The 15,099-nt window shown below is 61.6% G+C and carries 9 protein-coding genes and 2 riboswitches; of the genes, 4 read left to right on the top strand and 5 right to left on the bottom strand.

Going from position 1 to position 15,099, the window contains the following annotated elements; translation table 11 throughout:
• Nucleotides 1-14: 14 nt before the first annotated feature.
• Nucleotides 15-3,725 carry a methionine synthase gene (gene metH / locus KGA85_RS31055; protein ID WP_223543639.1) on the bottom strand — a complete coding sequence of 1,237 codons (3,711 nt, stop codon included), beginning with the start codon at nucleotides 3,723-3,725 and terminating at the stop codon, nucleotides 15-17.
• 156 nt (nucleotides 3,726-3,881) lie between these two features.
• Between metH and KGA85_RS31050 the strand changes: the two genes are divergently transcribed.
• Together KGA85_RS31050 and nfuA are read left to right on the top strand one after the other, a co-directional pair.
• Nucleotides 3,882-6,179 carry a fatty acid cis/trans isomerase gene (locus tag KGA85_RS31050; RefSeq protein ID WP_223532078.1) on the top strand — a complete coding sequence of 766 codons (2,298 nt, stop codon included), beginning with the start codon at nucleotides 3,882-3,884 and terminating at the stop codon, nucleotides 6,177-6,179.
• 113 nt (nucleotides 6,180-6,292) lie between these two features.
• Nucleotides 6,293-6,877, top strand: coding sequence for a Fe-S biogenesis protein NfuA (gene nfuA / locus KGA85_RS31045; protein ID WP_007912592.1), 585 nt, complete (start codon nucleotides 6,293-6,295; stop codon nucleotides 6,875-6,877).
• 170 nt (nucleotides 6,878-7,047) lie between these two features.
• Here nfuA and cobM read toward each other — a convergent pair whose 3' ends face one another.
• From cobM to KGA85_RS31025, 4 genes are all read right to left on the bottom strand, one after another.
• Nucleotides 7,048-7,794: a precorrin-4 C(11)-methyltransferase gene (cobM, locus tag KGA85_RS31040; protein WP_223532076.1), complete on the bottom strand. Its 747-nt coding sequence runs from the start codon at nucleotides 7,792-7,794 to the stop codon at nucleotides 7,048-7,050.
• Nucleotides 7,795-7,878: 84 nt separating this feature from the next.
• Nucleotides 7,879-8,292, bottom strand: a complete 414-nt coding sequence (locus KGA85_RS31035) for a cobalamin biosynthesis protein (protein WP_223460948.1) — start codon at nucleotides 8,290-8,292, stop codon at nucleotides 7,879-7,881.
• Nucleotides 8,289-8,996 (bottom strand): CbtA family protein, encoded by a 708-nt coding sequence (locus tag KGA85_RS31030; protein ID WP_223460949.1) that lies wholly within the window; start codon nucleotides 8,994-8,996, stop codon nucleotides 8,289-8,291. Before KGA85_RS31030 ends, KGA85_RS31035 begins: the two co-directional genes overlap by 4 nt.
• An 11-nt stretch (nucleotides 8,997-9,007) precedes the next feature.
• Nucleotides 9,008-9,199, bottom strand: coding sequence for a CbtB domain-containing protein (locus KGA85_RS31025; RefSeq protein ID WP_218430808.1), 192 nt, complete (start codon nucleotides 9,197-9,199; stop codon nucleotides 9,008-9,010).
• Nucleotides 9,200-9,319: 120 nt separating this feature from the next.
• Nucleotides 9,320-9,546, bottom strand: a riboswitch (cobalamin riboswitch).
• Between the two features lie 237 nt (nucleotides 9,547-9,783).
• A riboswitch (cobalamin riboswitch) is annotated at nucleotides 9,784-9,997 on the top strand.
• 102 nt (nucleotides 9,998-10,099) lie between these two features.
• Here KGA85_RS31025 and cobW point away from each other — a divergent pair.
• Together cobW and cobN are read left to right on the top strand one after the other, a co-directional pair.
• Nucleotides 10,100-11,170 carry a cobalamin biosynthesis protein CobW gene (cobW, locus tag KGA85_RS31020; protein ID WP_317848677.1) on the top strand — a complete coding sequence of 357 codons (1,071 nt, stop codon included), beginning with the start codon at nucleotides 10,100-10,102 and terminating at the stop codon, nucleotides 11,168-11,170.
• 3 nt (nucleotides 11,171-11,173) lie between these two features.
• Complete coding sequence (cobN, locus tag KGA85_RS31015; protein ID WP_223460951.1) at nucleotides 11,174-15,016, top strand: cobaltochelatase subunit CobN; 3,843 nt, start codon at nucleotides 11,174-11,176, stop codon at nucleotides 15,014-15,016.
• Nucleotides 15,017-15,099: the final 83 nt, after the last annotated feature.

Here is a 15,099-nt window from a genome sequence, read left to right as displayed (position 1 = left end):
CCACAGTGGGTCACTCAGTTGTCGTAACCCAGATTCGGCGCCAGCCAGCGTTCGGTCACGCTCAACTCCTGGCCTTTACGCGAGGTGTAGCTCTGCACCTGGTCCTTGTCGATCTTGCCCACGGCAAAGTATTGCGCCTGCGGGTGAGCGAAGTACCAGCCGCTGACCGCTGCCGCCGGGAACATCGCGTAGTGCTCGGTGAGGAACACGCCGCTGCGGCCTGCGCGCATTTCCTGGGCCTCTGGATCGAGCAGGGCGAACAGCTGGGCTTTCTCGGTGTGGTCCGGGCAGGCTGGGTAGCCCGGTGCCGGACGGATACCGCTGTACTGTTCCTTGATCAGTGCCTCGTTATCCAGCGTTTCATCCTTGGCATAACCCCAGTAGTCCTTACGCACCTGCTGGTGCAGCCACTCGGCGCAGGCCTCGGCCAGGCGGTCGGCCAGGGCCTTGACCATGATCGAGTTGTAATCGTCGCCGGCGTCCTGGTAAGCCTTGGCCACTTCTTCGGCGCCGATCCCCGCGGTGGTGATGAATCCACCCACGTAGTCAGTCACTTCACTGCCCTTGGGCGCGACGAAGTCGGCCAGGGAGAAGTTCGGCTTGCCGTCGGTCTTGATGATCTGCTGGCGCAAGTGATGCAGCTTGGCCATTGGCTTGCCGTCATCGCCATAGAGCTCGATATCGTCGTCATGCACCTGGTTGGCTGGCCAGAAACCGAACACCGCACGGGCGCTGATCAGCTTCTCGTCGATCAGTTTGCTGAGCATTTCCCGGGCATCGTTGTACAGCGAGGTGGCAGCTTCGCCGACCACTTCGTCCTGGAGGATGCGCGGGAACTTGCCGGCCAGGTCCCAGGAGATGAAGAACGGCGTCCAGTCGATGTACTCGGCCAGAACGTTGAGGTCGATGTTGTCCAGCACCCGGCTGCCGGTGAAAGTCGGTTTGACCGGCGTGTAGCTCGCCCAGTCGAATTGCGGCTTCTTGGCGATGGCCGCGCCATAGCTCAGGCGCTCGGTGCGGGCGCTGCGGTTGGCGGTGCGCTCGCGAACCTCGATGTAATCCTGGCGGGTTTTCTCGACGAAACCGGCCTTGAGCTCCTTGGACAGCAACTGCGTCGCCACGCCCACGGCGCGGGAGGCGTCGGTGACGTAGATCACCGCATCGTTGCTGTACTTGGGCTCGATCTTCACCGCCGTGTGCGCCTTGGAGGTGGTGGCGCCACCGATCATCAACGGCAGGTGGAAGTCCTGGCGCTGCATTTCGCGGGCGACGTGGACCATCTCATCCAGCGACGGGGTGATCAGGCCGGACAGGCCGATGATGTCGCACTTCTGTTCCTTGGCCACCTGGAGGATTTTCTCCGCCGGGACCATCACGCCGAGGTCGACGATGTCATAGCCGTTGCAGCCCAGCACCACGCCAACGATGTTCTTGCCGATGTCGTGCACGTCGCCTTTGACGGTCGCCATCAGGATCTTGCCCTTGGCTTGCGGCTTGTCGCCTTTTTCCAGTTCGATGAACGGGATCAAGTGGGCCACGGCCTGCTTCATCACGCGGGCGGATTTCACCACTTGCGGCAGGAACATTTTGCCGGCACCGAACAGGTCGCCGACGATGTTCATGCCGGCCATCAGCGGACCTTCGATCACTTCGATCGGGCGAGCGAAGGACTGGCGCGATTCTTCGGTGTCTTCGACGATGTGGGTGGTGATGCCCTTGACCAGTGCGTGCTCCAGACGCTTGTTGACGTCCCAGTTGCGCCATTCTTCGGTCTCGGCTTCCTTGACGCTGCCGTCGCCCTTGTACTTGTCGGCGATGGCGAGGAGGGCGTCGGTGCCTTCCGGGGTGCGGTTGAGGATCACGTCTTCCACGGCATCGCGCAGCTCCACCGGGATCTGGTCGTAGATCTCCAGTTGCCCGGCGTTGACGATACCCATGGTCAGGCCGGCGCGGATTGCGTATAGCAGGAACACCGAGTGAATTGCCTCGCGCACCGGGTTGTTGCCACGGAACGAGAACGACACGTTGGACACGCCACCGGAGGTCAGCGCATACGGCAGTTCGTCGCGGATGTAGGCACAGGCATTGATGAAATCGACGGCGTAGTTGTTGTGTTCTTCGATACCGGTGGCGACGGCGAAGATGTTCGGGTCGAAGATGATGTCTTCCGGCGGGAAGTCCACTTCGTTGACCAGAATGTCGTAGGAGCGTTTGCAGATTTCCTTCTTGCGCGCTTCGGTGTCGGCCTGGCCGGCTTCGTCGAAGGCCATCACCACCACCGCGGCGCCGTAGCGCTTGCACAGCTTGGCGTGATGGATGAACTGCTCGACGCCTTCTTTCATGCTGATCGAGTTGACGATGCCCTTGCCCTGGATGCACTTGAGGCCGGCTTCGATCACTTCCCACTTGGAGGAGTCGATCATGATCGGTACGCGGGAGATGTCCGGTTCGCCGGCAATCAGATTGAGGAAGGTCACCATGGCCTTCTTCGAATCGAGCATCCCTTCGTCCATGTTGATGTCGATTACCTGGGCACCGGCTTCGACCTGCTGCAGGGCGACTTCCAGGGCTTCGGTGTAGTTGTCTTCGCGGATCAGGCGGGCGAACTTGGCGGAACCGGTGATGTTGGTGCGCTCGCCGACGTTGACGAACAGCGAGTTGCGATCGATGGTGAACGGCTCAAGGCCCGAGAGGCGGCAGGCTTTCGGAATGTCCGGAATTTCCCGCGGTGCATAACCGGCCACGGCCTTGGCGATGGCTTCGATGTGGTCCGGTGTGGTGCCGCAGCAGCCGCCGACGATGTTGAGGAAGCCGCTTTGGGCGAATTCTTCGATGACCTTGGCGGTTTCCGACGGCAATTCGTCGTACTCGCCGAACTCGTTCGGCAGGCCGGCGTTCGGGTGCGCGGAAACGTGGGTGTTGGCCTTGTTCGACAGCTCTTCGAGGTACGGGCGCAATTCGCGGGCGCCGAGGGCGCAGTTCAGGCCGACGGAAATCGGTTTGGCGTGGGCCACGGAGTTCCAGAAGGCTTCAGTGGTCTGGCCCGACAGCGTGCGGCCCGAGGCGTCGGTGATGGTGCCGGAAATCATGATCGGCAGCTCGATCCCCAGTTCCTCGAACACGCCTTGGACGGCGAAGATCGCCGCCTTGGCGTTGAGGGTGTCGAAAATGGTTTCGATCAGGATCAGATCGGCGCCGCCTTCGATCAGGCCTTTGGTGGACTCGGTGTAGTTTTCCACCAGTTCATCGAAGGTCACGTTGCGGTAGCCGGGGTTGTTCACGTCCGGTGACAACGAGCAGGTGCGACTTGTAGGACCGAGCACGCCGGCGACGAAGCGTGGTCGGTCCGGGGTTTCCAGGGTCTTGGCGTCGGCGACCTTGCGCGCCAGGCGTGCGCCTTCTACGTTTAACTCATACGCCAGGCCCTGCATGCCGTAGTCAGCCAGGGAGATCTGGGTGGCGTTGAAGGTGTTGGTTTCCAGAATGTCGGCGCCGGCGTCCAGGTAGGCTTTTTCAATGCCGCCAATCACGTCCGGGCGAGTCAGTACCAACAGGTCGTTGTTGCCTTTGACATCGCTTGGCCAGTCAGCGAAGCGTTTGCCACGGTAATCCTGCTCTTCGAGCTTGTAGCTCTGGATCATCGTGCCCATACCGCCATCGAGAATCAGGATGCGCTCTTTGAGGGCGTGCTTGAGAGCTTGAAGGCGTACGCTGCGATCGGACATTTGGACTACTCGGTAAGACCATGACGAAGGGCCGGGATGATAGCAAACCTGTGCGCTTTTAGAGCATGACTCGATTTTGCATGAATATCGTTCATGTTGGTAAGGATGACAGACCGGTAGAATCGCGGCGTTTTTTCAGGATTCAGGACCAGGGACATGTCGTATCGCTTCGTCATCAGCACATTGTTGTTGTTTTTAAGCTGGGGCGCTCTGGCGCAAAGTCCGGCGATTTCCTCTGCCATTTCATACAGCCGCGACATTCAACCGATCTTCACTGAAAAGTGCGTGGCCTGCCACGCCTGCAACGACGCCGCCTGTCAGCTCAACCTGGGCAGCGGCGAGGGCGCGGCACGGGGCGCGACGAAAATCCCGGTCTACGACGGTGACCGCCGCCAGGCCGTTGCGCCGACCCGACTGTTCTATGACGCCTCCGGCAAACAGGCCTGGCAGCAAAAAGGCTTTTATTCGGTACTCGATGCCCAGGGCAGCCAGGCTGCACTGATGGCGCGGATGCTGGAGCTTGGCCACAAAACTCCGTTGCAACCCAACGCGAAGCTGCCGGAGGACATCGTCCTGGGCCTGAACCGGGAAAACATGTGCGCCATGCCCGGGGAGTTCGACGGCTACGCCGCCAAGCATCCGAAGGAGGGTATGCCGCTGGCAGTGACCGGCCTGACCGACCAGCAGTACCAGACGCTGCAACGCTGGCTGGCGGCAGGCGCGCCGATCGATCAGCAGGCGCTGGCGCCCAGCGCCAAGGAAACCTTGGAGGTGGTGCAATGGGAAAACCTGCTCAATTCGCCGGGCGCCCGGGAAAGTCTGGTGGGGCGCTGGCTGTTCGAGCACTGGTTCCTCGCCCATCTCTACTTCAAGGATGGCGAGCCTGGGCATTTCTTCCAGTGGGTGCGTTCGCGCACGCCCACCGGCCAGCCGATTGACCTGATCAACACCCGTCGCCCGAACGATGATCCGGGCACGCAGTTCTACTATCGCTTGTGGCCGGTGCAGGGCGTGATCGTGCACAAGACCCACATCACCTATCCACTGAGTCCGGCGAAGCTGGCGCGGGTCAAGAGCCTGTTCTACAGCGGCAATTGGCAGGTCGACGCGTTGCCGGGCTATGGGCCACAGAGCCGGGCCAATCCGTTTGCCACCTTCGAAGCGATTCCGGCCCAGGCGCGCTATCAGTTCATGCTCGATAACGCCGAGTACTTCGTGCGTACCTTTATCCGTGGGCCGGTGTGTCGTGGTCAGATCGCCACGGACGTGATCCGCGATAATTTCTGGGCGCTGTTCCAGGCGCCCGAGCACGACCTGTATGTCACCGATCCGAACTATCGCGGGCAGGCCACGCCGTTGCTGGCGATGCCGGGGCAAAACGATGATGTCGGCAGCGTCCTCAGCCTGTGGCACGACTACCGCGACAAGCGTAATGAATACGAAGCCTTGCGCCGGGACAGCTATGCCGACGAACCTGCACCGAGCTGGTCGACCCTGTGGGCCGGTAACGACAATGCGCTGCTGAGTATCTTCCGCCATTTCGACAGTGCTTCGGTGACCAAAGGCCTGATCGGCGAGGTGCCGCAAACGATATGGCTGTTCGACTATCCGCTGCTGGAGCGCACCTACTATCAACTGGCGGTGAACTTCGATGTGTTCGGCAACGTGTCCCACCAAGCCCAGACGCGCTTGTATTTCGACCTGATCCGCAACGGCGCCGAGCAGAACTTCCTGCGCCTGATGCCTGCCGATTCCCGGGATGGCTACCTTGACGACTGGTATCAGAATAGTGGCAAATTCAAGATGTGGCTCGACTACGAGACCATCGATGACGACACGCCGACCGCGCTGAAACTCAACCCGGCTGATCCCAAGCGTGACTTTGCCAATCAGTTACTGGCCCGATACGGCGACCTCAATGCCAGGCCCGACCCGATCAATCGCTGCGACGGCGCTTACTGTTCGCGGCCGAACATCGACCCGGACCTGCAAAATGCCGAGCAGGCGCTGAGCCGCCTGACTTCGCGTCCGGCTGCCGGGCTGAAGGTCATCGATCAGTTGCCGGAAGCCACCCTGCTGCGTATCGAAACCAGCAGCGGCAAGCGTGAGGTCTATAGCCTGTTGCGTAACCGTGCCCACAGCAACGTGGCGTTTTTGCTCGGTGAATCACTGCGCTATCAGCCGGGACTCGACACCCTGACGATTTTCCCGGGTGTACTCAGTAGCTACCCGAACTTCATGTTCAACATCCCGGCCGGGCAAGTGCCGGAGTTTGTGGATGCGATGGAAAGCGCCAAGGACACCGACAGCTTCGAGAAAATCGTCGAACGTTGGGGAGTACGTCGCAGTCATCCGCAATTCTGGGCTTATTTCCATGACCTGAGTCGCTACATCCAGGAAAACGATCCGGTGGAAGAGGGCGTGCTGGACATGAACCGCTACGAGAACCTCTGAAATACCACTGATCTCTTGTGGGAAATGTCAGGAATCTTTCCCGACAAAAATACTAGGACTTTGTCCGGCGCGTTGATTGGCGTAAACTGCGCCCAAGCCTGCGAGGAGTTTCCATGACCGCTATTACCATCACTGACGCCGCCCACGATTATCTGGCTGATCTGCTCTCCAAGCAGAACACCCCGGGCATCGGCATCCGCGTCTTCATCACCCAGCCTGGCACCCAGTACGCCGAAACCTGCATTGCCTACTGCAAGCCGGGCGAAGAAAAACCCGAAGACACCGCGCTGGGGCTCAAAAGCTTCACCGCGTACATCGACCACTTCAGCGAAGCCTTCCTGGACGATGCCGTTGTCGACTACGCCACCGACCGCATGGGCGGCCAGCTGACTATCAAGGCGCCAAACGCCAAAGTACCGATGGTCAACGCTGACAGCCCGGTCAACGAGCGCATCAACTACTATCTGCAAACCGAGATCAACCCGGGGCTGGCCAGCCACGGCGGTCAGGTCAGCCTGATCGACGTGGTCGAAGACGGCATCGCTGTCCTGCAGTTCGGCGGTGGTTGCCAGGGCTGCGGCCAGGCCGACGTGACGCTGAAGGAAGGCATCGAGCGTACCTTGCTCGAGCGCATCCCGGAGCTGAAAGGCGTTCGCGACGTGACCGACCACACGCAGAAAGAAAACGCCTATTACTAAGGTGTTCGCTGCGAAACGAAAAAACGGCGCTGTGGCGAGGGAGCTTGCTCCCGCTTGATGGCATAGCCATCACAAAATCAGTCAATGCATTTTCCCGTGATGAATGCGTTGGCTGATGTTGGGACCGCTTTGCGGTCCAGCGGGAGCAAGCTCCCTCGCCACAGGTGCTTTCAGGGTCTGTAGAGATGCGCATGCCCCGCGCGATACAGCGATGACTCGCTGAAGTGATCACTGCCCAGCACCCGACCCACCAGAATCAACGCCGTACGACGAAAGCCCTTGGCTTCAACCTTCCCGGCAATATCCTCGAGCGTGCCCACCACCCAATCCTGATCCGGCCAGCTCGCGCGGTGAACCACCGCAATCGGGCAATCGGCGCCGTAATGGGGCAGCAGTTCCTCAACGATCTTCGCCAGGTGATTGACCCCCAAATGAATTGCCATGGTCGCGCCGTGCTGCGCCAGGCTGGAGAATTCCTCTCCCGGTGGCATGGCGGTCTTGTCGGCGTAGCGCGTCAGGATCACGCTCTGCGAAACGTCCGGCAGGGTCAGTTCCGCACCCAAAAGCGCTGCGCAAGCGGCTGTGGCCGTCACGCCGGGTACGATTTCGAACCCAATGCCCAACTCACGCAGATAGCGAATCTGCTCGCCAATGGCGCCATACAGGCTTGGATCGCCGGAGTGCACCCGAGCCACATCCTGACCTTTGGCGTGGGCGTTCTTGATCAGGTCGATGATCTGTTCCAGATGCAGTTCGGCGCTGTTGACCACCTGCTCGGCACAATGACCTTCCAGTACGGCGGCAGGCACCAGCGAACCGGCATAAATGATCACCGGACAACTGCGAATCAGCCGCTGGCCCTTGACGGTAATCAGTTCGGGGTCGCCGGGACCTGCGCCAATGAAGTAGACGGTCATCGTCGGTTCCTGTGGGGAAAAAAGGGGCTGAACAGGGCTTCAGATGAAGAATGTTCATGATCAAAGCGGGGGATTATCGGTTTTTTACGCAGCGCCAGCCAATGCCAGTGTTGCCTGGGCGTATTTTTGTCGTGGAATCAGCAGTTTTGCCGGGGCCTGGGCCAGTTGTTCCGCCAGGGCCAGTGCGGCGCTTTCCGCCACGCCGTAGCAACCGGTGCGTTCAAACGCTATTTGCGATTGATGACTGAGTTGCGGTTCATAAGCGGCCAGTTGTTCACTGCTGAAATACATCAATTCCAGGCCAAGCTGCTGAGCCAGTTCGATTAACGCGGGTTCGTCGCGCTTCGAATCGATGCTGGCCAGCGCCTTGATTTCATGACGAGCAATCTGGTGTGCCTCCAACGCCTGATCGAGCAGCGCCAGCAACGTGCTGACGGGGCAGCCCCGTTGGCAGCCCAGGCCGACCACCAGGGTCGGCGCTGTGCTGATGTCAGTCATGCGTGGTATTGGCCATCGCTTTTGCGACGGAACAACCAGGCGCTGATCAGGCCCAGGGCCAGCCAGAACGCCACGTTGGTCAGTTGCGAAGCGATTTTGAACTGGGCTTCCAGCGCCTCTGGAGCAAGCATCGAATGCACTTCCGGTTGCGGTGCGCCAATCACATGGGGAACGGCGATGATCGCCGCGCCGAGGACTTTCATCAGCCAGTGACGGCTGAACACGATCAGCGCGATACCGACGGCGGTGGAGGCGGCGGTACCGATCCACCACAGTTGCCGTTGTGCCAGGTCCGCTGCGGCAGTGCCGGGCAATTCAGGTGGCAGGCCGAGGGTCGGCGCGAGCACGAAGGTCGCATAACCGGCCAGGCCCCAGAGCAGGCCTTGCGAGGTTTTGGTCGGCGCACGCAAGGTGTACAGGCCGGCCAGCATCAGGGCGAAACCGACGGCCACCACCAGGTTACCGCCGGTGGTCGACAGCACGCGCTGCCAGCCGTCTTCCGGTTCCCAGGCTTGTGCATCGTGGGTGTGGGCAGCCATGGCGCCATCGGCGTGTTCATGCATTTCAACAGCGGCCGGTTCGGCTTTTTCGTAGGTTTCGGCCTGCAAAATCAGCGGGGCGACCCAGAAGCTTTGCAGCAGGGTCAGCAGCAGGGCGGCCAACAGCCCGGTGAAACCTGCGGTTTGCGCAATACGCTTGATCATGTCGACAGCTCTCAATGGCACGGGAATGCGGAGCTGTGACGGGTATCGTGGGCGGCATTGTGCACCGCTTCGATGTGCGAGAAACCGGCGAAATACACAAGGCACGCGCCCAGGATCGACGCGCAGACGGCGGCGGCCAGACGTTGGGTCAGGGTTGAGGTGGTGCTCGCGGATGTGTGTTCGGCGCTGCTGATGATCGACATGGCGTTTCCCTCTGGTCTGTCAGCGGGGAATAAGAGCGCATGCAAACCCCCGCACGACCTGGCGCGCAGAGGTTCAAACAGCGCCCGCCCACCGCGGGTTTGTTGGTTCAGTGATCGTACTCGTCACTTTGTGTTGCGGGCCGGTCTCCGGGCTCACGAGGGGCAAAGGCTTGCGCCTGAACCTGAAAACATCACCTTCCCATGCCGCAATGGCACAGTGGATCTGACGCTTCGCTCGCTTACCGTTGCGGGGGCAGCACCGGACTGACATGGCTTAAGAGTAAAGCATATGATTCACCGGTTTCCCGTTTCACCCTGTGAAGGGCACCCGTAACAAGGTGTGTAGGAGAGCATGGGCGGGGGTTGGGCGTCAATTGGCAAGGGTTCTCACTTGAAATTTACACAAGACCCTGTGGCGAGGGGGCTTGCCCCCGTTCGGCGGCGAAGCCGTCGCAAATCCGGAGTGCAGGCTTTGTCTGGATAAAAGTAAGAGGGGTCGCTTCGCACCCAACGGGACGGTGCGGCGATCCGACAAGCCCCCTCGCCACAGGGATCGCAAGCATTGACCCGCCCCAATACCATGCGTAGCCTTGCGCTTTCGAGGTTCTTCGGCGTTTGCCGAAGCTAAGAAGGGAACGCGGTCGATGCCGCGGCTGCCCCCGCAACTGTGAACGGTGATGTTCGTTGCCACGCCACTGCTGACTCAATCCATGAGGCCGGCGGGAAGGCGCAGCGAATGCCAGGCTCAAGGCCGGCACACCGTCAGCCAGGAGACCTGCCTCGTCACAGATTCTCACTTTCAACCGGGCGGGGTGATCCGGTGGCGAACTCCTCAGGCACGCGCCTCCGCGTTGCCGGTCGTCGTCCCGTATGCCCGCCACATTAGCCATAGGGCATCCGATGAAAACACTGGCCAAACTCCCCGTCACCATCGTCACCGGCTTTCTCGGCTCGGGCAAGACCACGCTGCTGCGGCACATGCTCGACAACGCCCAGGGTCGCCGCATTGCGGTGATCGTCAACGAATTTGGCGAGTTGGGCATCGACGGCGAAATCCTCAAGCAGTGCTCCATCGGTTGCACCGAAGAAGAAGCCAACGGCCGTGTCTATGAGCTGGCCAACGGCTGCCTGTGCTGCACCGTCCAGGAAGAATTCTTCCCGGTGATGCGCGAACTGGTGGCCCGTCGCGGCGATCTGGACCACATTCTCATCGAAACGTCCGGTCTGGCCCTGCCCAAGCCGCTGGTGCAGGCCTTCCAGTGGCCGGAAATCCGCAGCGCCTGCACGGTGGATGCGGTGATCACCGTGGTCGACAGCCCGGCCGTGGCCGCCGGCACCTTCGCCGCGTTCCCGGATCAGGTCGACGCCCAGCGCAAACTCGACCCGAACCTGGACCACGAATCGCCGCTGCACGAACTGTTCGCCGACCAACTGGCCAGCGCTGACCTGGTGATCCTCAACAAAACCGACCTGATCAACCCGGCGGACCTGGCCCGCGTGCGCCTGGAAGTCGCCGAAGAATTGCCGCCAGCGGTGAAAATCATCGAAGCCAGCAGCGGTCGCCTGCCGCTGGACGTGCTGATCGGCCTGGGTGCCGGCTCCGAAGAACACATCGACAGCCGTCACAGCCACCACGACCATCATCACGATGGCGACGACGATCATGATGACCACGATCACGACGCCTTCGACTCGATCTCCATCGAACTGCCGCAAGCCGACGAAAGCCTGCTGCTGGATGCGCTGACCCAACTGGTGGTCCAGCACGGCATCCTGCGGGTCAAGGGTTTTGCGGCGATCCCGAACAAGCCGATGCGGCTGCTGATCCAGGGCGTGGGCACGCGTTTCGACAAGCACTTCGACCGCCAGTGGGGCGCCGAAGAAGCACGCATCACCCGCCTGGTGCTGATCGGCCAGGAACTGGACACCACTGTTCTCGAAGCGCAATTGCGCGCCGCGCTCAGCGTGTAAGCCATGCACCTGCTCAGGACCCAGCCCGGCGGTTTCGTGTCGGATGACAACATTGCCGACCTTGGACAAACCCCCGCCGAGCTGGTGATCCTGTGCAGCGGCGACTCCAGCCTGGCGCTGCTCGCCGAAGCGGCGCAGCAGTTGCCCGACGATTACCCAAGCGTGCGCCTGGCCAACCCGATGCAGGTGCAGAACCATGCCTCGGTCGATTTGTATGTCGATGAAGTGCTGCGTCACGCCAGGGTGATCCTGATTTCGCTGCACGGCGGCATCGCCTATTGGCGTTACGGCATCGAGCGCCTGGTGGAGCTGTCGCAGCGCGGCGTGCAGGTGATTCTGGTGCCGGGCGATGATCGCCCGGACCCGGAACTCAGTGACCTGAGCACCGTCGGTACCGAGGATCGCGACCGGCTCTGGCAGTTTCTGCGCCAGGGCGGCATGGGTAACGCCCTGGATTTTTTCCGCTGTCTGGCCAACCGCTGGCTGGCGCGTGATTACAGCTGGGGCGAGCCGCAAACCCTGCCACGTACGGCGATTTACCATCCGCACAAACACTCCGCCGCACTGAGCGACTGGCAAGCCGACTGGCACGCCGATCAACCGGTGGCGGCGGTGCTGTTTTACCGCTCGCATTTGCAGGCGGCGAACACCGCTTTCATTGATATTTTTTGCCAGCGTTTGCAGGCGGCGGGGTTGAATCCGCTGCCGATTGCGCTGGCCAGCCTGAAAGAACCCGGTTGTCTTTTCGTGGTCGAGGACTGGCTGGATGAGGCCAGCGTCTCGGTGATCCTGAATACCACCGGCTTTGCCCAATCCAGTCCTGAAGCACCGCATCTGCGCCCGTTTCGCCGCAATATTCCGGTGATCCAGGCGATTTGCGCCCAGGACAACGAACCCGGTTGGCGCGCCAGCGAACAGGGCCTCGGCCCCCGTGACCTGGCGATGCACATTGCCTTGCCGGAACTGGACGGCCGAATAATCAGCCGCCCGATCAGTTTCAAGGACCTGGCGTGGCGCAGTGAGCGCAGTCAGTCGGATGTGGTCTGCTACCGGGCCCAACCGGAACGCATGGATTTCGTTGCCGAACTGGCGCGGCGCTGGGTCGATCTGGCGCGGGTGCCCAATGCGGAAAAACGCATTGCCTTGATTCTCGCCAATTACCCGACCCGCGACGGCCGCATCGGCAACGGCGTCGGCCTCGATACCCCGGCAGCGGCGCTGAATATCCTGCGGGCGCTGCATGCCGAAGGTTATCCATTGCCGGCTGAATTGCCAGGCAGTGGCACCGCGCTGATCCAGCAGTTGCTGGGCGGCGTCAGCAACGATCTCGAGACCCTCGACCTGCGTCCGTGCCAGCAAAGCCTGGGGATGGATGACTATCTGGCGATGTTCAACGCTCTGCCCGAAGCCAATCGTGCGGCGGTGCTCGAACGTTGGGGCGCGCCGGAAAACGACCCGATGTGCCGCAACGGGCGGATGATGATCGCCGGCCTGCGTTTTGGCCTGACCTTCGTCGGCATTCAGCCGGCGCGGGGTTATCAGGTCGACCCGAGCGCGGTGTATCACGACCCGGACCTGGTGCCGCCCCACGGCTACCTGGCGTTTTACTTCTGGCTGCGCAACACCTACGGCGCCCATGGCGTGATCCACGTCGGCAAACACGGCAACCTCGAATGGCTGCCGGGCAAAGGCGTCGGGCTCTCGGAAAACTGCTGGCCGGACGCACTGCTCGGGCCGCTGCCGAACATCTATCCGTTCATCGTCAACGACCCGGGCGAGGGCGCCCAGGCCAAGCGGCGTACCCAGGCCGTGATCATCGATCACTTGATGCCCCCGCTGACCCGCGCCGAAACCTACGGCCCGCTGCGCAACCTCGAACTGTTGGCCGACGAATACTACGAAGCGCAGCTGCTCGATCCGCGCCGCGCCCGAGAGTTGCAGCGCGACATCCTGCAACTGGTGCGTGACACCCACATCGACCGTGAATTGCAATTGGACGAACAGCTCGACAGTGATGCCGACGCAGCGATCTGGTTGCCGCGACTCGACACTTATCTGTGCGATTTGAAAGAGTCGCAGATCCGCGATGGCCTGCATGTGTTCGGCGAATCGCCCACCGGGCGCTTGCGCATCGATACCTTGCTGGCGTTGTTGCGCATACCACGGGGCGATGGCCGGGGTGCGCAGTCGAGTTTGCTGCGGGCACTGGCCAAGGCCTTCGTGTTGGGCTTCGACCCGCTCGATTGTGCGCTGGCCGAACCGTGGACTGGGCCGCGCCCCGAGGCTCTTGTGGACATCAGCGAAGATACCTGGCGCACGGCGGGCGATACCCGCGAACGCCTGGAACTATTTGCCGCGCAGTTGATTTCGGACGCGTTGAATAGCACCTGTGGGAGCGAGCCTGCTCGCGATGGTGTGTCAGCCACATTGATGTCAACTGATACACCATCGCGAGCAGGCTCGCTCCTACAGGAGGCGGACTGGATTGAGGTACAAGCCATTATCGAGGGTTTGCGTGACGTCATTGCCCCGCGTCTGGACGCCTGCGGTCCGGCGGAAATGCGCGGATTGCTCGATGCCCTGAGCGGTCGCTTCGTCCCGGCCGGTCCCAGCGGCGCGCCGAGTCGTGGTCGTCTGGACGTGCTGCCCACCGGTCGCAACTTCTATTCGGTGGACGTGCGCAACCTGCCGACCACCACGGCGTGGCGCATCGGGTTCCAGTCGGCCAACCTGATCCTCGAACGACACCTGCAAGACCATGGCGATCATTTGCGCCAGCTCGGCCTGTCGGTGTGGGGCACCGCGACCATGCGCACCGGCGGCGATGACATCGCCCAGGCCATGGCGCTGATGGGCGTGCGTCCGGTGTGGGCCACCGGCAGCCAGCGGGTCGATGATTTCGAGATTCTGCCGTTGAGTTTGCTCGACCGTCCGCGTGTCGACGTGACCTTGCGTGTGTCCGGTTTCTTCCGCGATGCCTTTGCCAATCTGATTCGCTTGTTCGACGCGGCGGTGCAAGCGGTGGCTGACCTCGATGAGCCAGACGACCTCAATCCGCTGGCGGCCAAGGTACGCGCCGAGCGCGCAGCCTTGCTTCAGGCGGGGCTCGACGAAGACGCTGCGCGACGCCAGGCCGGCTGGCGGATTTTCGGGGCCAAACCCGGTGCCTACGGCGCGGGTGTGCAGGGCGCCATCGATGGTCGCCTGTGGCAGAGCCGAGAGGACTTGGCCGAGGTTTACCTTAACTGGGGCGGCTACGCTTATGGCGGTTCCGACGAGGGCACCGCCGCCCGCGAACAGTTCAGCCAGCGCTTGAGCCAGGTACAGGCGGTGCTGCAAAACCAGGATAACCGCGAGCATGATTTGCTCGACTCCAACGATTACTACCAGTTCCAGGGCGGTATGCTCGCGGCGGTGGAAAGCCTGAAAGGCGAGGCGGCGGCCAGCTATCATGGCGACCACAGCCAGCCGGACCTGCCGAAGATTCGCACCTTGAAGGAAGAGCTGAACCGGGTGATCCGCTCCCGGGCGGCCAACCCGAAGTGGCTCGAAGGCGTTAAACGTCACGGCTACAAAGGTGCGTTCGAAATGGCCGCGACAGTCGACAATCTGTTTGCCTTCGATGCCACCACGCAGTTGATCGACGATCACCAGTACGCGTTGCTGGCCGATGCCTACTTGCTCGACCCGGACACCCGGGATTTTGTCCGTGAACACAATCCCCATGCCTTGCGCGACATGACCGAGCGCATGCTCGAGGCGCAACAACGGGGGATGTGGAAGGAGCCCGGCGAGTACCGCGAGGCGCTGGAGAATCTGTTGCTGGATATAGAAGAAGACGGCTGACACAGAAGCCCGGGGCCAACACTAACCTGTGGCGAGGGAGCTTGCTCCCTCGCCACAGAGATCAAGTTTGTCCTTTGGATTGT

Source organism: Pseudomonas sp. GL-B-12, assembly GCF_019955895.1.
In the GTDB taxonomy this organism is placed as follows: Bacteria; Pseudomonadota; Gammaproteobacteria; order Pseudomonadales; family Pseudomonadaceae; genus Aquipseudomonas.
The sequence above is the reverse complement of the archived record's forward strand: the minus strand, read 5'-3'. Positions and strand labels throughout refer to the sequence as shown.